Raw genomic sequence first — 23,276 nt, forward strand, 5'->3', positions numbered from 1 at the left:
ACAATAGTAGTGATAGCAATTAAACATCACTTCATTCCCACCCTAACCAAGCCAATAACCGAGCTAACTATTAGTACGATACTTGCAACTGTTTCAAACCTACTTTGTTCAAAGGGTATTTTCTTTTTAAGCCTATAGCCTTGTAAAAACAATTGGAGGGCAATCAGTAAACCATATTTAACAACCTCAAAGCCCTGTTCATTTAAAGGCGACAGCTGATCAAACACAATTAATAAAATGACAGAGGCTATCAGAATCAAATTAAATAATTTTTGAAATTCTTGATTTTTCATCTCGTTTACTCCTTTATGGGGTTTAGCAAAAAATCCATAATGACTAATATCTAGTTTTTTTAAACCCTGACCGACATATTTAAACACCTATTTTTATCTTACTCTCAGTATATCATGAACCCAGCTCCATCAAGACAAGTAATCGCCTGATTTTTTCATTCATACTTGCTATATCGAAGCAGCTTCTATAAACACAGGGCTAAAAGTGACATAATGATTAACGGGGCAATGTGTCCTGAACCACAGGAATTTATGACTTGAATATGAAAAAAGCTAATGAAATTCCTCGTTAAAGAGTTGGTTCATTAGCTAATGGCTATCTAAAATACAAAGCAAATTGCTCTAACGCAAGCTGACAAAACTTACTTCCGAAACACTTTATCAATCACAAGAACAAGAACAAGAATACAAGCAGTGAGTGAGACGCCAAGACTAAATAATATATTCCCGCTGACACTCCCTGTTTTTATCCAAAACCAAACTAGGTTGGAGACAAAAACTAGTACAAATGTTGCCAGAGTGATTACTAAGCTCCGCTTTAATGTATTGTTTTCCATATAAGACCACCTCCAGTACTTTAAAATGTATCGTTATTCTTGAGTTCCCTTTTAAGAGTCTACTTATCACTTAATCTTTCAGCTACCTTTGTCCAAAATACTTAAACTGTTTCTGTTTGTCTAATGATTCTTATATATTCTCTTTAGCGAAACTAGATTTTCAAAATCTAAAGCTAAATATCAAAACCAATAAGTAGCCAATAAAAATCACATAAAAGTATAAACTAGATTTCTTTTCCTTTCGTGTTCTAACAATCCCGTATCCAGCTAGTAACATTAAAATGATTGACAGCAGTCGAAATATTAATGTACTAGGTAAGAGGTTAAAAAACATCATTACAAGCATTATAATAACAATCAAATAATTTATTTGTTCAGTTTTCATGACTACAATCACTCCTCGTATCAAAATATGTTTTCAAAAGGTGATAGAGTACCTCATCCTATGTAGTTGTTATTTTATATTCTTAGAATACCACAAAATTCGCTTTTAACGTTCAAACTATCCTGAACCATACCTTTTTATATCTTGAACGTCATTCTCACCTAATTATACGTTCAGGATGAATTTTGATAGGGTTCAGGATAGTTTGAACTTTGTTATATACCGCCATGTTATAATGTGTTATAGGTGTACTGTTCAAATCTTACTTTTTTAAAATAAAAATTACCCTAAAGGAGGACATGCTTATATTTTAAACAGAGTAATCATTCATTAGACTATTCGTTAAGATACTCACTTAGAAATGGAGGTTGTGAGATGAAAATTATAAAAATCGCTTTTTTATCAGGGGTGTTTTTACTTATCTCTTGTGTATTAGGAGCTTGTCAAAACAATAATGCAAAGATTATCTCTTCAAATGAAGCTGATTACTTCACTGTTGTTGTTAAAAAAGATGAAGGCGCTGAAAACACAACATCTGGAAAAGACCCGACACAAATGAAGTACCTGTTAGGAAATATAGAAAGTCTATTTGGTAACTCAACTAATGGTTCTACGTTTAGTGGTACAGAAATAACAGACCAAGAGAGAGCTTATGGTTACCAAGTGGTATTTTATAAAGAAGATAAAGTTGTTCAGGAAATAACCATTTTTCAAAAAAATAAAGTCACTGTAAATAAGGAAAATTATACAATTGGTACAAATAGGGGGGAAAACTTAGATAATTTGAAAAAGCATTTATTAACTATCACTCAATAAAAATTATAACTGTCACAATTAAAAAGCAATAGCTAGTGTATAGACTAGCTATTGCTTTTTTCTCTATCTATTCAAGTTAAATAACATAACCCATACTTTATTGTTAATTGAAAGTCATAATAAAGAGTATGACATTAAAATTTCCATTGGTTTTGGATATTTGGGTAGGTGATCATCTATCAAAATGAGTAAAACTGAAGTAAAATGGGTATTAGAAAGTTCTTGCAAGTCTTCTCGCCTCGTTTCTTGATCGATTTGAGGTTAGTTTAGCAAGAACTTTCTTTTTTTGCTTTATTTAACTTTATTTAACTTTATTTAACTTTTTTAGCTACTTTGGATAAAGAATTATTTTATTCTTTTGCTTTTATCGATTTCAATATTTTTGTGGAATTAATTAAACCTACTTTATACTGTTTATTGATTGATTTTAACATCTCTTTTTCTGTCTTTGTGGAGATTTCTTTTTTGAGTTCCTTTTCAAGAATTTTATTATCAATCAATATTTTTGTGAAAACAGTCGCTGTTTTATTTTTTTCTGAGTAGAGCAAGATTACAAGTATCATTAATATAATGTTAGCAACTATTAATAAACTATCCAAAACAATAATCCTTGATGTCTGATATTCCAGTTAATGACATCAATATCCCAGCCAAAGCTGATAACGTTCCTTGTAGTTTTTCAGATACACTAGTTGCTCCTACTAGTAATTTAGCAGCATTCCACGCTCCACCAAGAGCAGCTATATATTTTTTAATTTTTGCTATTTGAGTAGCCGGTATTGCGACACTTAGCAATAACTGTCCAATGGCTAGTCCACATCTCCAATAGTTCGCTCTTGGTGTAATTATTGAAATATCAGATGATTCTTCACCTATATTATTGTTATATACATTTAATTCAACACCATAATTTTGAAAATATTTGTTTATTTCGGTACTATCTCCACTTTCTAATAAATTATCAGGAATACTTTCAATTGCTTCAAATACTGGTATCAATGAATCAGCATCTTTCTGAGTGAATGTTACCTGTGAGTTTTCGCTAGCATATACTGCTGATATGCTAGGTAGTATAGTGCTTAAGGTAATAATGCTTAAAAATAGTATTACAATATTTTTTATTTTCATAGTGCTTCCTTTCTTTTTCATCCTAACAAATAAAGTGACAGCCAACTAATTTTGTTCGTCAATAGGCAACACCACCATCCTCCATTCCTAGCTTCTGTCCCGACACATCTAATCAGCCTTTCTTAACTACATGCTTAGAATATCATGGATACCCTTCCAATTATAAAAAGTATCCTGAATCATATCATTTTATATCCTGAACGTCACTTTTGTTTAGTATTGCACGTTCAGGATAGATTTTGATATTGTTTAGGATAGTTTTAACATTATTATCGCTACCTATGACAAACTAATGATTAATCAAATCACTAATTTTGTTTAATTGAAAATAAGGAGGAATTGTAGTGTACGATTATAATGTCCCTGGGCTAGATTTGTTATACTGTTTCATATCATTTTTAAAACATTGTTAATCCTTCACCCCTTTGATATACTTAAATTATCAAAGGGGTGAACAGTTTTGATTAGCGTGGACTTAAAAGCTCAATTATTTTTACTAGTATGTAATCTATCTCTGTATTTAATAATCTTCTTTTTTCTCTCCAACACTTCAATGTTTTCTACTCTAAGCAAAAAAAAGAAGATTTTTTCAATTGTACTTCTTGCCTTTGTATACTTCGTTCAGTTATACACTAAATTTGGAGATGTCTTACTTGTTCTTTCAACATACCTCATATTCAAAAAAAAGAACGATATAGATTTCTATCTTCTAACCAAGGTACTAATCAGTATATTAGCCCTATATTGTATGCAACTCTTCAGTTCAGCACTTATGATTTTACTTTTTTCTAATTATTCTAGCCATGGATTTTTCTTTGTTTTTCTCATACTGACCATAAAAATCATTTTTTTATTGGTATTTATTTTTATATACCAACAATTCTCTATTTTTTCTCTTCTCGATAATTACTCGACAAAAAACACATCTTTCCTTCTCCTTTATATTTTTCTTGTAGCAACATTACTAGCCTACGCTGCTCATCATTACCAAGCGTTTCAAGCATTTATCATCGGAATAGCCATCTTCTTAATCATCCAAGGAATTTTTATAGTTTATCTTTTTATACAGACAACCGAAAGACAAAAGAAAAAGTACGAAACTCAATTGCTCGAGCAAGAGTTACATAGTTTAAAAAGCTATATGAATCAACTTGAAGAGCGACAAGACAAGCTCTCACGGTTTAAGCACGATTACAAAAATATACTCATCAGTTTAAAAGAATCTGTCTCTGCCAATCAGGAACAAAAATCCATTCAAAACATTCAAGAATTAGAAGAATATTCCGCTAACTATTTATCTAAGCCTAAATTTGATGCTATTCAATGCAAAAACATTCAAGAACCTCGCTTAAAAAGCTTAATTATGGCTAAGCTATTCGAGGCTAGCGAACTCAATATTAATTGTCATTTTGAGTGTCTCACCCCTTTTGACCATGTTCCTATTCCTATATTCGATTGTATTCGGGCATTGGGAATTTCTTTAGACAACGCTATTGAAGCAGCAAAAGAGTCTCTTGAACCAGAACTTACCATGATGATCTATCAAGATGCTCAACAATTAGAGTTTTTGATTCAAAACACTTATCTCCCAACAGATATGGACATTGAAGATATGCTGAAAAAAGGTGTCACTTCAAAAAAAGGGCACCAAGGTCTCGGACTAACCACTCTTCAAGTAATTAAGAACAGAAACCCTAATCTACTTATTCAATACCACAAAAATGCCAAAAACTTTTCCATTCAACTCATCATGCAATGGAAGTAAGGAGGAAACATGACCTATCCTATTATCATATGTGAAGATATGAAGGACCAACTAAACACTATTGTGACACTAATAAAATACTATATGATGGGGCATGATGAGCCTTTCAAACTAGCTTTAGCAACACAATCTCCTGAGGATGCCCAACGTTATCTTCAAGAATTTGAACCAAAACAAGGTATCTATTTTCTTGATATTGACCTAAACCACCAGATTGACGGCATTGCACTTGCTCAACAAATCCGAAAACAAGATGTTCAGGCTAAAATCATCTTTACTAGTAGTCATGAAGAGATGATTCCTTTAACCTTGAAAAGACGGTTAGAAGCGTTAGGTTTTGTCACAAAAACAACTGATCTAGATGCATTTAGAAGCGAGATTTTCGAACTCTTAAACCTTGCCCAAGAAAGAATTGACCATCTAACAACAGAACAAAAAAAAGCCTTTATCTTCTCGATAGGAACACAGGTGTTTACCATTAACATTGATGACATCCTTTTGTTGGAAACATCCGATACACCACATAAACTCGTCTTATATACAAGAGACGGACTTTATGAATTTTATGGAAATTTAAGGGATTATGTAAAAGCCTATCCTAACTTGTTTCTTCTTAATCGCTCTTGTTTGATCCAACCTAAAAACATTATTAAAGTCGACTTTAAAACTCGCGAAGTCCATCTGCGTCCAAAGCTATCTAGATACTTTCCATTTGGTAAAGGCTCTACTTTAAGGAAGGTTCAAGAAAATTTGAAACGAACTATTATTGGACAAGAGTCATAAAAATTACAAAAATACGCTATTTTCAACTACTAGCCTGATGTTCCTAGTTGAAAATAGCGTATTTACTTTATAAAAACACTGTAGTATACGATTATGACTCTAGTGTTCATACCAATCTCGCACCAATTAAGTACCTTATTCAGCAAATAAAGATACTATGTTTGATTCATTAAAATATTGCCTACTATGATTTTCAAAATACCTATTTAAAAATTCGGTCTCAAGACAAAAAAGTGATTCTAAAAATGAACGATCAATATAGTAATCATTTAAGATACCGGTTAAGGAAAAAATATGGTTTTTAAAAATAATATCTACTAATGAACGTACTTTCCCCGGTCTGATAGTAGCGATATCTGTATCTAGGGGTTCATTCGTTCGGTAACCTTTCTTATTCAAAGTAGCGTAAAAATAACGATTCTCTTCAAAGGTCAACAAGCCCAATTTATAAGCACGATACTCTAGCGCACCTATGGAAACCATGAATTTTATTTTCATATCCAAATATGAGTCAGGATTTGATCTCTTTGTAATGGTCGAAAATTCTTCTAAGAACTCTTTTTTGGGAAGCAAGAAAAATGAAGCAAAATCATTGGCTTCTTTCTCAATTTTTTTATGCTCATCTTTGGTTAAGCTATCCATATCGATAGTATAATGTAGCAATAAATGCCCTAGTTCATGTGCTAAATCAAAATTTCTTCGGACAGCAGATTTTTTCTTATTGCCAAGAATGATAAATGGTTTACCATAACTGGTCCATGTGCTATAAGCATCAATAGTAGATCCCATATTTTTCTCTAATATATAGATTCCAGCAATTTCAAGTTTGTAAAGAAGCTCAGCGTTGGATTGCACACCTAGAACTTGTCTAGCTTTGTTTGCAATCCTTTCAAGTTGTAGTAGCTCATCACTTCCTTCTTTCGACATATGATAGAGACGCATTGACTCATCTCTTAATCTAAGAAGCGGACTAGGTAATAAATTTAACTTACTTTCAAATTTATCTATAAAGTAGCTAGTAAAGTCTACAAAAGTCGTTTCCATCTTTGCTTTTTTTCGAGAATCTCTATCTTCAGCTCTATAGGCAATATTTTCAATTTTAGAAACATTCGTTACAAACGGTTTTGTATAAAAAAATTGACTTTTTACATGGAATATCATTTTTAATTCATTAACTACTTCAAATCTGGGTACGGTATATTGATTCTCGTACTGCCATATGGCTTGTTCACTTATGCTTAACTTGTCAGCAAGTTCCTTTCTGGAGAGCCCGTTTAGTTCTCTGACACTTTGTAATTTCTCTCCGAAAAACATTTATATCACTCCTTGCGTTATCAATACCAATTAGTTTCCAGTACCTGTTTCTTCTCCAGAATCTGCTTCAGGTACACTATACCCAAATGAGTTTGTATCTCCAGAAAAAACACTTGAATCGGAACCTTTTTCATTACGGATTGGTTCTACGTCATCAGCAGTAATTTGGTGAATACTTTTCTCAATTAAATGCGTTAAATCTTCAATTAGTTCCAAGTTCATCGTTTGACGATTAGGCATTGTTAGTTTGATTGATGTAATAAATTTAGTTGCATCATCAATTTCGTAGGTCACAATATAAAACCTTGCATATGGTTGATGTACTTGTAATTGTGTACCCTCCATTATAGCGTTCACTTCTTCTTGACTATCTAATTCAAGTTTAATTTGTACATTTTGTTGTACCCTTCTCTTTTCGGTATTTTTAAATATGTTTCTATTTATGTCAGCCAAACTTGTCAAATAATTATCAGTTTTGCCTCGTTGTTTTTGTTCATCGATGGATTTCTCAACCTGTTTAGAATTTTTTACAATAAACATATACTCTTCATCATTTTCACTAACGGTGAATTGTAGGTACTCCCAGCTGTAACCAGCTTTTTCAATCTTAAATTTTATTTTTTGCTGTTGACCAATTATGGATACTTGATTATCAATATGGTTTCCTTTTACCCAAGCATAGGCCCCACTAATATTCATTTCCCTTTGTTTTTCTTTCCGCTCATTTAAATAGTTTAAATAGCCAGATAAAGTACCATCAACAATTGCTTTATTGATCATTTCACCCAATTTCAACTCTTCCATTTACATACCTCCACTTTATTTATCTATGCTAGTATACATCATCTTTAAAGTAAAAGCATTATTTTTTTGTTTTTTTTAAAGCGTCCTTTCTTTAAATACTTGAACGCCCTATTACCAGTATAGGGACTGGGCAAAAAGTCCAAATGGTAACCAAATAAAAGAGTTCCCCAAAAATCTATCCGTACAGAACGGTGTAAAGCATAGCTGACGCACAGTGGATGTTTCGGCTTCAGCCGATTTACAAACCACGTAGACAGCTAAGCCGAAAGACCAAGGCTTGCGGCGGTGCCACCATTTTGTACGGATAGATTTTTGGGGAACTCTTTTATGATTTAGAATCTTTGTCATTTTATTACAGACTTTTTGCCCAGCCTCTCCCTGATAGCACGGTAGACTATCAGAGGATTTTTTGAAGTTCTTCTACTCCCGACTAAGCAACAACCGTAAGCTATTAGCAATAACTACCAGAGTACTCCCTTCATGGGCAATAACCCCAATAGCGATATCCATTTGCCCTAGGATGTTTAGGACTACTAGAAGTACAACCACTGCCATAGAGAAGATCATGTTTTGGTTGACGATATGGTTCATACGTTTGGAGACTTTGTGGGCGGCAACCAGTTTAGACAAGTCATCTTGCATCAAGACCACGTCTGCCACATTGATAGCCACGTCGGTTCCTTGTCCCATGGCAACTCCGATATCGGCAGTCACCAAAGCTGGCGCATCATTGACACCGTCACCGACCATGGCCACTTGACCATATTGTTCTTGCAAGTCTCGCACATGTTTTGCCTTATCTTCTGGCATCACGTTGGCCAAAACTTGGTCCATACCCAAGCTCTTGCCGATTGCTTGCCCCGTTGCCACTGCGTCACCTGTTATCATGACCGCATGCACGCCTTGTTCTTTGAAGTAGCCAACCGCATCAAGCGACTGAGGTTTTGGCAAGTCCATGAAGGCCATCAAGCCCCAAACGACACCGTCTCGCGCCAAGAGTACCACCGTCTTGCCTTGCGCCCCTAAGCGAGCAACTTCTTCAGAAAAGTCCACATCAACTTCTGGAAAATGACTAGGTTTGGCAACTTGATAAAGATGACCTTGATAGTCCGCAGACAAGCCTACACCAATGATGTTTTCGATGGACTCAACAGGTAGTTGAATGCCTTCTTCTTGAGCCAACTCTTGGTTCAAATGACTAGTAATGGCAGACGCTAATGGGTGACTAGATTGTGCTTCCATAGCCTGAATCACTTGAAGGTATTCCTTAATAGTTTCTGGAGCCAATTTGCCAGATGCTCCAAAATAGGAGTCGGTTAGACTTGGTTTACCTTGGGTTAGGGTGCCAGTTTTGTCCATGGCGATGGCTTTGATGTCTTGGAGATTGGCCAAGGTTGCGCTGCCTTTGAAGAGAACGCCCTTGCTAGCCAGGTTAGAAATAGCGGATAGACTGGCTGGAACGGCACTGGCTGCTAGAGCACAGGGTGAGGCAGCAATCAAGAAGACCATGCCCCGATAGAGGCTCTCAGACCAAGTCCATGAGAATAGTGCTGGTCCTAAAAGAATGTGAATTGGCAAGATAGCCAAGACTATCGTCACGTAAATCGGTTCAATCTTTTGAATGCGAGTCGCTGTTTTGGACAAGGAACTTTGAGATTCTTCAACTAATTGGAGAATTTTCGCAAAAACGGTGTCCTTGCTATCCTTGGTCACTTCCATGGTAAAACTACCCGCTTGGTTGATAGTACTTGCATACACTTGGTCGCCAACAACCTTTTCCTTAGGCATGCTTTCACCGTTAATAGTAGATTCATCAATCACTGTAACTCCGTCAGTGATTAAGCCATCAGTCGGAATTTGGTCACCGGTTAATACTTGAAGTCGGTCACCGATGTTCAATTCTTCTACCGCAACTGATTTGTAAGAACCATCAGCTTGGATTAGTCGTGCTTTTGATGGGTTTAATTTGAGCAATTGAGTAATCTCTTTTTTACTGCGGCCTTCTGCATATTCTTCAAGGAAATGAGCCCCAGCAAAGATGAGAATCAATAAAGCTGCCTCTTCACTGTTGCCAATAGCTACAGCACCAACTGCAGCCAGCATCATCAACAAGTGAATGTTGGGCACAAAGCGTTTCGCGGCTACACTATTACGAATGGTATCGCCGAATCCCTCGCCCATGACATGGTAACCAGCAGAAAATGTGGTGAAAATAAAGAGAATAGTGCTAAGTGTAGGTTGACTGCCATGGATAACTAGGCCAACAATAAAAGTAGCCAAGCCCACACCATATAAAATGACCGGTAATTTGCTTTCGTGATTGTGTTGGTGAGTATGATGATGTTCTTTTTCTTTTCTATGTTGATGTTTATGTTCTTGAGTAGCCATCTGAATCACTCCTTGAGGTTATATATGAATAACTATTCATATACTAAGTATACTATCTTTTTACGGGGTGTCAAGTGAGATGGGGGAAAATAGAAAATAAAAAAGTTTGGGCACAATCTCCCAAACCGGTACTAGTATTTTTCTATAAAAAGGCTCTAGCCCCTCAGTTGGAAATAACATTAATTGTACTGTAATTTCTAACTAAGGAGCTGGAGAATTTTTAATCCATTACTCTTATTATTAAATTACTCCCGAAGAATAAGATGAAAACTATAGTTTAATCTTACTTTTTTCGTATATTCTTCAAATACAAAAAGATAAAAATGAGATTTTCTATAAGAAAAAAGGCAAACACAAATTTTAGTATGGATGGAAACAATAAATATAAAATTGTGAATATGAAATAACTAATTAAAATAAAAATAGCAAATTTTTTCATAGGCTAATTAATTGCCACTCCAGCAAGTCCACAGGTAGTTGCGCCTGTAATTGCCCCTCCCCATGCTCCTGCTGCCGCTCCGCCGACAGTCCCAATTATAGGTAAAGTTACTGTACCTACCGCAGCACCAGCTACACCACCTGTTAAAAAACCACCTACTCCACAACCTACAGCACCTATTGCCGCTAGAACCTTTCCACCTCCATAAACTTCCTGCAATTCCATACCTTCTACCATTGTGAATTCTTCTAGTTTCATTACAATCACTTTTCTCTCATATATTTACTACTTATAGTTTATCATGTTCTACGAATTTTTTACTAACTGTGCCTATAATGATTTGGAGTGTCCCCCAAATGTTCCTAACAAGTAAAAAATAAGTAAAATAACTACTAAAACGTCTGGTCTGTACTTGTCCCTGATTCAGTATGCCTACTTTTCGAACCACAAAAACTAACCTCTAGCTTATCCAACTGATAAGCTAGAGGTTAGTTCCTCTGTTACACTTCCATACTCTTAGCCTGCATGCGATACATTTCGGCGTAAACGCCATCTAGATCCAGCAGACTTTGGTGATTTCCACGCTCGATAATCCGTCCCTTGTCGAGAACGATAATTTGGTCGGCATTGAGAATCGTTGACAGGCGGTGGGCGATTATAAAGGTCGTCCGCCCCTCTTCCAGAACACTCATAGCGTGCTGGATTGTTTCCTCTGTCTCAGTGTCCACGTGCGAAGTTGCCTCATCCAGAATCATAATCTTAGGATTGTAGACCAAAGCTCTGGCAAATGAAATCAGTTGGCGCTCCCCTGAAGAGAAGTCCGCCCCCTTTTCTCTAACCGCAAAATGGATGCCCTTATCGCTACGCTCAATCAAATGCTTGGCACCAACACGAATCAAGGCTTCTTCAATTTCTGCATCACTAATTGAAGGGTTATTCATACTGACGTTGCTGGCAATGGTTCCCTTAAAGAGGTAAGGATCCTGCAAAACAATAGCCATATCCTTGCGAACACTTTTGCGGGAATAGTCCTTAGTATTTTGTCCGTCAATAGAGATGGTTCCTTGATTAGGGTCATAAAATCGAAAGAGCAGATTCATAATGGAAGATTTTCCTGAACCTGTGTGCCCAACAAAGGCGACCGTTTGACCTGCTTGCGCGGTAAAATTAATGTCATTTAGGACGTAGTTATCATCCTTATAAGCAAATTTTACTTGATCAAATACCACTTCTCCTTGTGTCATAACCATTTCCTGATCTGGGGATTCTTCAATCGGTGTGTCTAATAGTTCAAACACACGTCCTCCAGCAGCAATGGCTTGTTGGAAGCTGGACATAACTTGGACGAAGGCATCAATCGGGTCGAAAAGACGGTTGATGTAATCGATAAAGGCATAAAGCACCCCAGCAGTTAGTCCAAAGGTTCCGCCTAAGAATTGCGTACCCACATAGACGACAACCGCTAGCATTGTAGCATTCCTGAAAAAGCCGCTCAAGCCCCATGACAGAGTTGCATCAAGCAAGAGGAATTTTGACCCTACCTTTTGCCAAGACTGTGAAGCTGCCTTGAACTCTTTGTAAATACGGCTTTCTTGTTGAAAAGCTTGCACGATAGACATGCCCTGAATGGTTTCATTGAGCTTTCCATTCAAATCACTCACCCATTCCCGCAAAGCCTTCGTATAACGGCTGGCATAACGTGAATAAAGAATTTGCCAAACCAGAACCACCGGAACAATGAGCAAGAGCCCTGTAGTCAGGGATGGGTTGAGCAGAAATAGAGCGGTATAGGTTCCAATAATCAAGATGATACTATTAAAGATAGTAGAAATAGTGCTCTCATAAAATTGCGAACGCAAGACTTCTGTATCATTAGTAATACGAGAAACAACTTTTCCAGCTGGCAAGGAGTCAAAATATTGAATTGGTAATTTTTGTACATGAGCAAAAACTTGGTCTCTCAAGTCTTTGACAATACGATTTGATACCTTTTTTAAGGTATATCTGCCATAGATACTGGTTAGTGACGAAGCCAGATTTAAGAAAAGATAAAAGGCTAGCAGTTGGAATAAGAGTCCTGCTTGTAGACCATCCCCTTGTCCAGCTGGGGTGATGACTTGGTCAATGATCGTTTTGATAACCATTGGCGAGTATAGTCCCATTAAGGTTGTCAACATAAGGAGGCCAATTCCCATGAAAAAACTTGCCTTATGGTATTTAAGATAAGAGAGGAGGCGTTTGACAGTTTTAAGCATCTTCTGTTCCCTCCATTTCTTGGCGTTTGTACTGTTGGTAATACCAACCTTGTTTAGCCAATAAGTCTTGGTGCGTCCCTTGGTCCAGAACTTGGCCTTGGTCCAAGACGAAAATCCAGTCAGCATTGCGAATAGCTGACAATCGGTGAGAAGTAATCAGGTTAGTGCGTCCCTTTCGTTCTTCTTGGATGTGGCTGATAATGGTTTGTTCTGTTTTGGCATCTACTGCCGACAGGGCATCATCTAATATCAATACTTCACTGTCACGAATAAAGGCTCTGGCAATGGACAGGCGTTGCTTTTGCCCACCACTCAAACTAATTCCCTTTTCCCCAACTAGGGTATCTAGCTGTTTGGGCATACTTTTCACATCCGCCTCAAACGACGCTAGATGCAGAGCACGGTAAATCTCCTCGTCACTAGCATCCTCCTTCCCGAAGAACATATTTTCACGGATAGACCTAGAAAATAAGATATGTTCTTGCGGCACATAGGCAATCTTGCTTTGAAGCTCTTGGGCATCAAAGTCTAAAATGGATTGGCCGTTGATAGTGATATCTTGCCCCTTATAAGGGTATTGGTGCAAGAGCTGTTGGACTAGGGTCGTTTTACCAGCACCAGTTTTCCCAACGATACCGATTGTTTCACCCTTTTTAATCTGCAAATCCAAGTCTTTAAGGATTGGAGTTTCTTCATTTGGGTACCAGAAGCTGAAATTTTTGAGGCGAATATTTTCGATTTCGTCCAGCTTAGTTTGTCCACCTTCTTCAATAGAATCACTGGCTGTGAAGACTTCGCGAAGTCTTTTTATAGAGGCATTTCCTTGTTGGGCAACGTTTACAACTTCCCCAATAGTCATGACCGGCCAAACAATTAGCCCGATATAAACTTGGAAGGAAACCACTCCCCCTACAGACACTTCACCACTTTGCACTAAATAACCACCTAGCATCAGACCCAAAGCCAAGCTAACTGCCATAAAGATACCGCCTAGTGGCCAGAAAATTGTATCGATTTTGGCAACCTCTAAATTCATTTCCAAAGCTTCTGACGTGCTTTTCTTGAAGTTGTTAATCATGGCTTCTTCTTGTCCAAACGCTCGAACCACGTAAGTACCATCAATAACTTCTAGCACATCATTGTTCATCTCAGAAACAGCTTCTTGGGATTTGTTGAATTTAGCGTCCACGGAAGTCCCTAATTTATACAAAAGATAGGCCAGAATTGGGGATGGAATCATAGCAACCAGCATGAGCTTCCACGAAACGAAGACACTCATCATGGTCAAGACCACAATCAGAATCAAGCTAGAATTCAAAAAGGCATACATACCAAAACCAGTCGTCATGCCCAGCACACGAATATCCTCACTCCCACGAGTCACTAAGTCCCCCGTGCGAAACCGACTATAAAATGGTGCTTTGCGACTGAGCAAGTGCTGCATCATCCGCTCCCTAAAGGTACTTTGGACTTGGTAGGAACCCACAAAAATAAAGTAGGTCCAGATAAATTCAAAAATATAGGCTGTAATAATAGCTAATAAAAAGTATACAATATACCGATATAACGTCTCCCAAGTCAAGGTCTGACGAACAATCTCGTCAATCACCTGCCCAACAAATCGTGCTGGTAAAACCAAGGCAATCGTGCTGATAATCATGGAGATGAAGGCTAAAACATATCGGAATTTGTGTTGTTTAAAGAAGAAGCCTAGCTCTTCTATAATAAGTTTCATAACTGTTCTCCTTTTCTTACATTGTTAATGATTCCCCTTATCAACACCTATGCTACCAACACATGAAAATGCGCAAAAAAAGGCTATTCACCTACACAAATGCAGATAAATAGCCATAAAAAGTCATTATACATGAAGTTCAAATGGTTACAAAGATGCTGTAAGGAGGATTTTGTTGCAATATTCAACTGTTTTATGAGTAGTTCTAGCAATGATACGCATAAGTGTTTCCTCCTTTTCCTAATTTTTCGATTTTACATCGATAAGGTCATTTTATTATAAGTTTTCTACAATAGCAAGCCTAAATCTAATAAATGTAGGTTTTTTTACTTAAGATAGTCGAATCACCAGATAATGAGCTTAGAAATGAAAACGGTAGTACTGCAGGGATAGAAAAAAGTCTGTATCAATAACTTCTATTTCTAAATCAGAAAAGCATTTCCGTAAACTGAATCGGAAATGGGAACGGTGGAACCGCCGTGAGCCTTGGTCTCACGGCTTAGCTGCCTACGTATCTGTCATCGACTAAAGTCGAAACAGCTACTATGCGTCAGCTATGCGTTACCCCCCGTCATTTTGGATTCAGCGTACGGAAATACTTTTGTTGAGCTAGTAAAGAAAGGTCATATAGTAATGAATTATGAGAAGATAGTGCTCCATACAGTGATTTACTGGGAGTAGAGTACTCTAGTCCCAGTAAATCACATAATATAGATAGTTTTTCTCATAATTCAACTGATAATCCTACAATATAAGTGATAAAAGCGAAATTTGTTATGAATTATTAGAAAAGGAGGCTAAAGTCGATGATTTACTGGGAGTAGAAGTGATCTACTCCCAGTAAATGACATAATATAGATAGTCTTTCTCATAATTTGTTCCCTTTTGACTGGTTTAGGTCTTTAAAAGGCTCAATAAGGGAAGATTATGAGAAAACCAATCAAAATTTGACCTCTAACGAGGAATAAACCACTTTTATTCCTCGTTAGCAAACTAAAAATAACTCTTTTTCTCATAATTACCTCAAAAACAGGGTCCATTCAAGCAATATACGCCCTGAAACTAATGAATTATGAGAAAATCAACCAAAAACGCTATTCTAACGAGGAATAAATAAGGTTTATTCCTCGTTAGGTAGTCATAATCAGTGGGTTTTCTAATAATTGACCTGCAAATAGGTCATATTTTGCCCAAAAGTACTCTGCTGCCCTTGGATTATGAGAAACCCACCTAAAAATAGAGCTCCAACGAGGAATAAAAGTGGTTTATTCCTCGTTGGAGCTCTTTAACGAATGATTTTTCTCATAATAGGCTTACCCTTAAGACAAAAAGCTTTATCTATAATAAGAGTTCGACTTATCAAAGAGCCTCTAGCTTATCGGTTGGAAATAACGGTGTATCAGCATAGCTGACGCACTGTAGCTGTTTCGGCGTCAGCCGAATTACAGATACGTAGGCAGCTAAGCCAGTGATACCAAGGCTTTCGGCGGTGCCACCGTTCTTATTTCCGACCGATAAGCTAGAGGCTCGCACTCGTAAGCAAGTTTAACCTTCTTGTCTAAGCTTGTTCACAAAGCGTTCTACTCGTTCGATGGCTTTTTTCAAGCTATCCAAAGAATAGGCATAAGAAATCCGTACAAAGCCTTCGCCGCTTTCTCCAAAAGCTGTGCCGGGTACAACAGCCACCCGCTCTTCTTGTATCAATTTGGTAGCAAAATCTTCTGAGGTCATACCAAACTCAGAAATATTAGGAAAGATATAAAAAGCGCCAAATGGTTCAAAGCATGGCAAGCCTAGATGTTCCATACGATTTAAAAGGTAGCGTCTGCGTTGGTTATAGCTCTCACGCATGATGGCAACATCTTCATCGCTGTTTCTCAAGGCATCAATACCGGCATACTGACTGGTAGTCGGTGCCGCCATGATGGTGAATTGGTGAATTTTAATCATTTGCTCCATAACGGCAGCAGGTGCTAGGGCATAGCCCATCCGCCAACCGGTCATGGCAAAGGCTTTTGAAAATCCGTTAATCAAAATGGTGCGTTCTCTCATGCCATCAATCTCAACGATAGACGTATGTGGTGTATCGGAGTAGGTTAACTCACTGTAAATTTCATCCGAAATCACAATGAGGTTGTGCTCTTTGATAACTTGAGCGATAGCTTCTAAATCTTGGCGAGTCATCACAGCACCAGTCGGGTTGTTAGGGAAGGACAAGACAACGATCTTGGTTTTAGGTGTAATGGCATCCTCCAACTCTTGAGCGGTTAAGCGGAATTGGTTTTCCTCTTTTAAAGAAATAGACACTGGAATACCGTCAGATAAGACTACACAAGGCAAATAGGACACATAACAAGGTTCCGTATAGATAACCTCGTCGCCCGGATTCAAAAGGGCACGCATGGCTAAGTCAATGGCTTCACTACCACCAACTGTTACTAAAGCTTCCGTTGTTGGGTCATAAAGAACCCCCTGCTTGCGGTAAATGTAGTTACAAATCTCTTGGCGCAGTTCTTTTAAACCTGCATTAGCCGTATAGAAGGTTTGTCCTTTTTGAAGCGAGTAAATCCCTTCGTCACGAACATGCCAAGGTGTATCAAAATCCGGCTCCCCCACCCCAAGTGAGATAACGTCTTCAATTTCGCTAGCGATTTCAAAAAAGCGGCGAATGCCAGATGGTTTGATGTCTTTGACTTTATTACTTAAAAAACCTTCCATCATGGAGTGATCACCATCCGTTGGTCACCGGATTTTTGGACAAATAGGGTCCCATGATCTTTGTATTGCTTCAAGACTACGTGGGTAGCGGTTGATTGAACTTCTTCAATAATGGATAAACGGTTGGAAACAAATGAAGCAATATCACGCATTGGCGCCTTTTTCAGTTGCACCATAAAATCATAACCACCTGACATCAAATAGAGGGCATCCACTTCAGGGAATTGGTAGATTTTTTCAGCAATCCGGTCAAATCCCATCCCACGTTGCGGATTAACCCGTAATTCAATAACGGCAGACACATTTATATCATCTGTTTTTTCCCAATTGATAAGGGTATGGTAACCACAAATAACATTTTCTTCTTCTAACTTTTCAATACGTTTTTTGGTTTCTTCTGCGTCTAAACCTAGTAATACAGCAATCTCTTCTGGGGTCAGACGGCTATCTGTTTCGAGTAATTTTAAAATTTGCTCACTAGTATCTGATTTCATCGGTTTCCCTCCATTTTTCTATTCACTAACTTCTATTATACTGACTTTGGGTTACTTTGTGCAATATTTATAGAAATTTAACACTTTTAGTCTTGGTCTAATAGTTTGGTTTGGTAAGCTCGAGACAGGTCAAATAAGTGGCTGTATAAGTCTTGTAGGCTTTCCTTGTAATCAGGATTGCTGACCTTTTCTGCCACTTTTTCTAAAATAGCCTGTTCACGCCTAGCATCGAATACGGGAATATTATGGGCTCGTTTTTGGTTAGCCACTTGGATAATCAAGTCCCATCGTTTTTCCAAAAGCGGAATCAGTTGGGCGTCGATGGCATCGATTTGCTTGCGTTCTTCTTCTAACATGTCATTTCACCTCGGTATGTTTTGTATTAAGAAAAGTATAGCACAGTTAGCAGGCTTTTCTCCATGATGGGCGGTTGGTTTTATTTCTTCTCAAAATGAATGATTTGTGCTATTCTATAGACTGTGTGATTACAATAAAGAAATGAGGATACCTTAATGGATGTATTTGATTATGAAGATATACAACTGGTACCAAATAAATGTATCGTGACCAGCCGAACTCAATGTGACACTCAAGTTACCTTTGGCCCACATACCTTTAACATCCCTGTCGTTCCAGCCAATATGCAAACCGTTATTAATGAAGAGCTTGCTGTGTGGTTGGCAGAAAACAACTATTTCTATATTATGCACCGCTTTGACGAAGCAAGCCGCATACCATTTATCGCTATGATGAAGGAAAAAGGCTTAATTTCTTCGATTAGTGTTGGCGTTAAGGAAAATGAATATGCTTTTGTTGAAGAATTAAAAGAAAAGAATCTTGTCCCTGATTATATTACGATCGACGTGGCTCATGGCCATTCAGATACGGTTATTTCTATGATTAAACATATTAAAGCTATTATTCCGCAAGTTTTCTTGATTGCTGGAAACGTGGGAACTCCTGAGGGCGTGCGTGAGCTGGAGTTGGCTGGCGCTGATGCGACTAAAGTTGGGATTGGACCAGGTCGTGTATGTATTACTAAGCTGAAAACGGGCTTCGGTACTGGTGGTTGGCAATTAGCAGCCGTTCGTCTGTGCTCAAAGGCTGCTCGCAAACCGATTATCGCTGATGGCGGAATCCGTAACCACGGCGATATTGCAAAATCCGTTCGCTTCGGTGCTTCCATGGTCATGGTTGGTTCTCTATTAGCCGGACACAAGCAATCTCCAGGCTCTGAAAAAGAAATCGATGGCAAGCTCTACAAAGAATACTTCGGTAGTGCCTCTGAATACCAAAAAGGCACTCGTACCAATGTTGAAGGAAAAATCGAGATGATTCCGCAACGTGGTGACCTTGGTGATACCTTGAAAGAAATTCAAGAAGACCTGCAGTCTGCTATTTCGTATGCAGGCGGTAAAGACCTTGAAGCCATTCGTAAGGTTGATTATGTGATTGTTAAGAATAGTATTTATAATGGTGATAGATAACTAGACTGATTGTTTCTGCTTAGAAATATAATCGCTCAGAAATGAGAAGGGGCTCTATCTCTAAAAAACAAAAGAGTTCTAAAAAAGTTTATCCGAAATGAGAACGGTGGCACCGCCATGAGCCTTGGTCTCACGGCTTAGCTGTCTACGTGGCTGTAATCGACTAAAGTCGAAACATCCACTGTGCGTCAGCTATGCTTTACACCGTTATTTCGGATAAACTTTTTTAGAACTCTTTTGTTTTCCTGTGATACTTATTTTCTCCCAGCCTTCTGTTATCTAAATTATTCCTTTAAAAAACTTCTTGTTACAATACTTGCTGTAACAAATAGAAACACAACAAACCCAATAGTATTTAACACCAAAAATAATGGACTTAAATTCCTAGTAAAATTATAGCCAGTTACTACAAGAAATACTAAGTTTAGTATAATTGAACCTATATCACTCTTTTGGATATGCAAGATACTCACCTCTTTCTTATATCATAAGTACTGCTATAGTATAAAATAATTCAACACCAGTCAATAAAAAACACCAAATATTCTTGAAATAGACCTTACTATTCGTGATAAAATTTTACCTTCTAAGAGCTTAGTTTCAGCAATTTATCAATATGAAAGGTGCAAGCGGTTGTTGTGACTAGTTAAACATCATCCTATTAACTATTTCCTTTCGTTAAGCATAGGAATCTCGCTTCTTGTGGAGCCGTTGGATAAGAGTTGGGAACTTATCGAAGCTCCAAACGACAGCGTAGCCTATCAAAACACCCAAGAATGCACCAACTAATATATCGGATGGGAAATGAACATATAGATACATCCTTGAAAAAGCAATCAATAGTGCAAGCGGGATGGCAATGAGACCAAACTTTCGGTTATTAAGGGTTAGAATCGTCGCTGCAATGACAGAGGAAAGCGTATGACCTGAAGGAAAAGAAAAATCTTTTGGATTAAATACCAACATCTGCACACTAGAGTCAATCCAAGAAGGTCGGTCACGAGCAATCATTGGTTTCAGCCACAAATTCCCTATATGAAAACCAATAGCAAGACCAACCAAAAGCATAATGCCGCATTTGCGGTATTTTTTTGTAAATAACATAACGACAGCTGACAAGAGCCAAATAGCCCCCACATCTCCAAGTTTGGTAATCAAGGGTATGACAACATCAAGAAATCCACTTTTCATGGTCTGCTGTATCCAGAATAAAATTGCCCAATCGGCACTTTGAATCCATTCGAACATGTTTAACCACCTTTCATAAATATAAAGAAGCTATACTCGAATTCAAGCTCCATTTCCTCTCTTTTGCAAATAAAAAGTCAGACTAAAATTCATCATGAACTATTTGTACCTGTGTTCCTGCAAGCATATCCCCTAAATGTCGTTTATCTTTTCGAAACACCCCCATCATTAGCAAGGTTATAAGCAATACATATGCAGTAGTTTGCATTACCAAACTGGTATTGTCGAACCCCATATATATCCCTCGTATCGTTCCTATATGACCTAATTGCCACGGTAGAAATTTTATGATATTTCTTATCAAGCTATATCTAAATTTCTTCTGTTTAAAATAAACAAATAGCTTTGATGTTCTCTTTCCTAAACTCCCACCCTTAAAGTCTAAATAAGAAAAAATCAGAACAACTGGAATAACAGACGTTACGGTTGCTATAAGTTGTGACTCAGCTTCCGAAAATGACGGAATGCCTTTATAAACCAAATAATAGAATATGGCGCTTAATAAAAACAAAACTCCTAAATAGCAACAAATGAAAAGCCAGTCAATAAATAACTCTTTCAGTCGTAAGGATAATTTTATTCTATTGTCTTCAATCAATCCTAGTCACCTCCGTAACTCAAACATGATGGTACCAAAGCGTTACAATACAAATACTATCTCGACTCTTGTGAAAGCTTCAAAACTCTCTTATTCCTGCTGTTTCATCTTGTGTCACTTATGACCTATTGAATCAACTATCAAAAGTATATACTTCTTTAGGATTCAAGACCCGTCTTGGCTTTTTTCTTACTTAGCCAATCTGATACATATTTCATTTTTCTACGAGAAACTAAGCAGCTTTCACCATTAAAAAAGTAGAGGACTAGGTTAGTTTTATCGACTTCAATAACGTTATCCAGATTGACGACAAAGGACTTGTGGCACTTGAACAAGCGATTATCTAGGCTTTCAATCTCGGAAAGTTTTGCGTAAAACTCGATTCTTCTCTTTTTTGAGATTAAAACAAGCTTGTGAGGCTGGTCAGATGTTTCAAAATACAAAAGGTCTGAAAATGGTAGCTTAAACTTTCGATACTTGTTCTCAAAAATAAAGGGATCCCCAAAATCTCGGTTGTCTTTTCTTGAATAGACATGCTTTATACACTCCTCAATCCGCTTCTCAAGGTCTGGCACCTCCTTGGAAATGAACTCTAAGGCACTCACTTTGTAAGCATAGGTTAAGGGAGCAAACTCCGAATGCGTCGTCACAAAAACAATCATGCCCAGTTCATCTTTTTCTCTGATTTCTTTGGCGACTTCTAGACCTTTTTTCTCTGCATTCTTAATATCGATATCAAGAAAATACAGCTGATTGCTACCTTGTCCATCAATACTATCTAATAGTTCAGTAGGTTTCCCTGTCGACACTAATTGTTGTATGGGTACTCCTAATCTCTTTGAGGAATCTGCTACAATAGTTTCCATCTTTTTGCGTTGAAGTACATCATCCTCTAAGATAAAAATATTCACTCATCATTACCCCTTATCCTTATCATTTGTGTAAAAGAATCATCCAAAATTTCGGTATCAATATCCACATAATTATAGGCCGACAAAATTTCCTTTACATTAAATAGCCCCATCCCTCGGTTGCTTCCCTTAGTAGAGAATCCAGCTTCAAACAGTCTTCCAATAGGGATGTCTTTACTTGTCTTGCTATTCCTTACCGTAACAATGATGCTATCAGCTTCTTTCACAAAAGCCAATTCTATAGTAGGTTTAGCTGTTTGTTTTGCTTCTTCAATGGCATTGTCAATCAGAATAGAAATCATACGAATAGCATCCAAGATATCCATCTTCAAATCAACTATTGGTTCTTTGATTTCAACATTAATAGCTACACCATGTTCTCTGGCTTCAGTTATTTTCCAGAAGAGGACACTTTTTAAGGCGGAGTTTTTAATGTTGGATAGTTCATTGATATTTGTATTTTCGGCTTGGTTAACCATTCTCAAGTTGGCAGAGACCAGAATCTCATCGTAAACGTCTTTTACCTGACTGATTTCGCCAGAGTCGATACTTTCTTTCAGACTAATTAACATATTGGTGTAATCGTGGCGAAAACCTCTCAAGGCTTGGTACATGGATTCAATTTCTCTGGTGTACAAATCTAGTTGTTGTAGCTGTTTTTCGTTGGATTTATATATCTGATGCTGTAAGTAAGCTCTGGTTTTGTTGCTGAGGAATCCGATAATGCTGAGGAACATGAACATTAGAATAAACATTATGTACTTACTGAATTCCGCCACTGGTGAGTTTTCAAAATAAACTTCAAAGCCGTATATGATAAGTAGTATAGTAAAACATGTCAAGAGCAGGAAATTTAGAGGACGAATAATATCCTTTTGAACAAACTCATCCTCTGCCTTTAAGATGGACGTATCTATTTTGAAAAAATATAAGGCAAAGTGATGAACAAGTATCGGTAGTATCATTGATGCAATCAGAAATATAAATTCATTTTTATCGGTTGTAGCCTTAGGTGTAAATTCATAGATAACTAAACTAAAACTTGAAACATAAAAAATGATTATAAACCGCATGATATCAAGCAAAGAAGCAATAAATTTAGTTTCAAGCAATCATTTTTAATTGGTTTTGTGTTGCCTTAGGCAATTTTTGGATAAA

General features: G+C 37.3%; 20 protein-coding genes. 4 read left to right on the forward strand and 16 right to left on the reverse strand.

The annotated features are described in order from the left end of the window. Nucleotides 1-26: 26 nt before the first annotated feature. Nucleotides 27-293: a hypothetical protein gene (locus NPA36_RS07165; RefSeq protein ID WP_256945437.1), complete on the reverse strand. Its 267-nt coding sequence runs from the start codon at nt 291-293 to the stop codon at nt 27-29. Between the two features lie 1,317 nt (nt 294-1,610). Between NPA36_RS07165 and NPA36_RS07170 the strand changes: the two genes are divergently transcribed. Further along, complete coding sequence (locus tag NPA36_RS07170; RefSeq protein WP_256945438.1) at nt 1,611-2,051, forward strand: hypothetical protein; 441 nt, start codon at nt 1,611-1,613, stop codon at nt 2,049-2,051. Nucleotides 2,052-2,401: 350 nt separating this feature from the next. On the opposite strand, the gene NPA36_RS07175 is transcribed toward NPA36_RS07170, so the two are convergent. Next, a complete protein-coding gene (locus NPA36_RS07175) occupies nt 2,402-2,650 on the reverse strand; it encodes a hypothetical protein (RefSeq protein WP_256945439.1) in 249 nt (82 codons plus the stop codon). Next, nucleotides 2,643-3,179, reverse strand: coding sequence for a hypothetical protein (locus tag NPA36_RS07180; protein WP_256945440.1), 537 nt, complete (start codon nt 3,177-3,179; stop codon nt 2,643-2,645). The genes NPA36_RS07175 and NPA36_RS07180 overlap by 8 nt, the downstream gene beginning before the upstream one ends. 1,141 nt (nt 3,180-4,320) lie before the next feature. Between NPA36_RS07180 and NPA36_RS07185 the strand changes: the two genes are divergently transcribed. Further along, complete coding sequence (locus NPA36_RS07185) at nt 4,321-4,944, forward strand: GHKL domain-containing protein (RefSeq protein WP_256945441.1); 624 nt, start codon at nt 4,321-4,323, stop codon at nt 4,942-4,944. Nucleotides 4,945-4,953: 9 nt separating this feature from the next. Beyond that, nucleotides 4,954-5,727 carry a response regulator transcription factor gene (locus NPA36_RS07190; RefSeq protein WP_256945442.1) on the forward strand — a complete coding sequence of 258 codons (774 nt, stop codon included), beginning with the start codon at nt 4,954-4,956 and terminating at the stop codon, nt 5,725-5,727. Nucleotides 5,728-5,862: 135 nt separating this feature from the next. Here NPA36_RS07190 and NPA36_RS07195 read toward each other — a convergent pair whose 3' ends face one another. The 9 genes from NPA36_RS07195 to NPA36_RS07235 form a co-directional block, all read right to left on the reverse strand. Then, a complete protein-coding gene (locus tag NPA36_RS07195) occupies nt 5,863-7,041 on the reverse strand; it encodes a spr1629 family repressor/antitoxin (RefSeq protein ID WP_256945443.1) in 1,179 nt (392 codons plus the stop codon). A 30-nt stretch (nt 7,042-7,071) separates the two neighbouring features. Continuing rightward, entirely contained in the window at nt 7,072-7,845 is a 774-nt protein-coding gene (locus tag NPA36_RS07200; protein ID WP_256945444.1) for a spr1630 family ClpXP-sensitive toxin, read from the reverse strand. A gap of 420 nt (nt 7,846-8,265) precedes the next feature. Next, nucleotides 8,266-10,233 carry a heavy metal translocating P-type ATPase gene (locus NPA36_RS07205; protein ID WP_256945445.1) on the reverse strand — a complete coding sequence of 656 codons (1,968 nt, stop codon included), beginning with the start codon at nt 10,231-10,233 and terminating at the stop codon, nt 8,266-8,268. A 442-nt stretch (nt 10,234-10,675) separates the two neighbouring features. Next, nucleotides 10,676-10,930 carry a bacteriocin gene (locus tag NPA36_RS07210; RefSeq protein ID WP_256945459.1) on the reverse strand — a complete coding sequence of 85 codons (255 nt, stop codon included), beginning with the start codon at nt 10,928-10,930 and terminating at the stop codon, nt 10,676-10,678. A 242-nt stretch (nt 10,931-11,172) separates the two neighbouring features. After that, the gene (locus NPA36_RS07215) at nt 11,173-12,927 is read right to left on the reverse strand and encodes an ABC transporter ATP-binding protein (RefSeq protein ID WP_256945446.1); all 1,755 of its coding nucleotides are present in this window, start codon (nt 12,925-12,927) and stop codon (nt 11,173-11,175) included. Beyond that, nucleotides 12,920-14,662, reverse strand: coding sequence for an ABC transporter ATP-binding protein (locus NPA36_RS07220; protein WP_256945447.1), 1,743 nt, complete (start codon nt 14,660-14,662; stop codon nt 12,920-12,922). Before NPA36_RS07220 ends, NPA36_RS07215 begins: the two co-directional genes overlap by 8 nt. Before the next feature lie 1,545 nt (nt 14,663-16,207). After that, entirely contained in the window at nt 16,208-17,380 is a 1,173-nt protein-coding gene (locus tag NPA36_RS07225) for an aminotransferase class I/II-fold pyridoxal phosphate-dependent enzyme (protein ID WP_256945460.1), read from the reverse strand. Beyond that, nucleotides 17,380-17,874: an Lrp/AsnC family transcriptional regulator gene (locus NPA36_RS07230; protein WP_256945448.1), complete on the reverse strand. Its 495-nt coding sequence runs from the start codon at nt 17,872-17,874 to the stop codon at nt 17,380-17,382. Before NPA36_RS07230 ends, NPA36_RS07225 begins: the two co-directional genes overlap by 1 nt. Nucleotides 17,875-17,960: 86 nt before the next feature. Continuing rightward, entirely contained in the window at nt 17,961-18,230 is a 270-nt protein-coding gene (locus NPA36_RS07235) for a chorismate mutase (protein WP_256945449.1), read from the reverse strand. Nucleotides 18,231-18,386: 156 nt separating this feature from the next. Between NPA36_RS07235 and NPA36_RS07240 the strand changes: the two genes are divergently transcribed. Further along, nucleotides 18,387-19,361 (forward strand): GMP reductase, encoded by a 975-nt coding sequence (locus tag NPA36_RS07240; RefSeq protein WP_256945450.1) that lies wholly within the window; start codon nt 18,387-18,389, stop codon nt 19,359-19,361. A 678-nt stretch (nt 19,362-20,039) separates the two neighbouring features. On the opposite strand, the gene NPA36_RS07245 is transcribed toward NPA36_RS07240, so the two are convergent. The 4 genes from NPA36_RS07245 to NPA36_RS07260 all read right to left on the reverse strand — a co-directional run bounded on the left by NPA36_RS07245 (nt 20,040) and on the right by NPA36_RS07260 (nt 22,873). After that, a complete protein-coding gene (locus NPA36_RS07245) occupies nt 20,040-20,609 on the reverse strand; it encodes a phosphatase PAP2 family protein (protein WP_256945451.1) in 570 nt (189 codons plus the stop codon). An 82-nt stretch (nt 20,610-20,691) separates the two neighbouring features. Beyond that, entirely contained in the window at nt 20,692-21,207 is a 516-nt protein-coding gene (locus NPA36_RS07250) for an RDD family protein (RefSeq protein WP_256945452.1), read from the reverse strand. 158 nt (nt 21,208-21,365) lie between these two features. Next, nucleotides 21,366-22,118, reverse strand: a complete 753-nt coding sequence (locus tag NPA36_RS07255; RefSeq protein WP_256945453.1) for a LytR/AlgR family response regulator transcription factor — start codon at nt 22,116-22,118, stop codon at nt 21,366-21,368. Continuing rightward, on the reverse strand, nt 22,115-22,873 hold the full coding sequence (locus tag NPA36_RS07260; RefSeq protein ID WP_256945454.1) for a sensor histidine kinase: 759 nt from the start codon (nt 22,871-22,873) through the stop codon (nt 22,115-22,117). The genes NPA36_RS07255 and NPA36_RS07260 overlap by 4 nt, the downstream gene beginning before the upstream one ends. Between the last annotated feature and the right edge of the window lie 403 nt (nt 22,874-23,276).

The sequence above is a fragment of the Granulicatella seriolae genome (genome assembly GCF_024543085.1).
Lineage (GTDB): Bacteria > Bacillota > Bacilli > Lactobacillales > Aerococcaceae > Granulicatella > Granulicatella seriolae.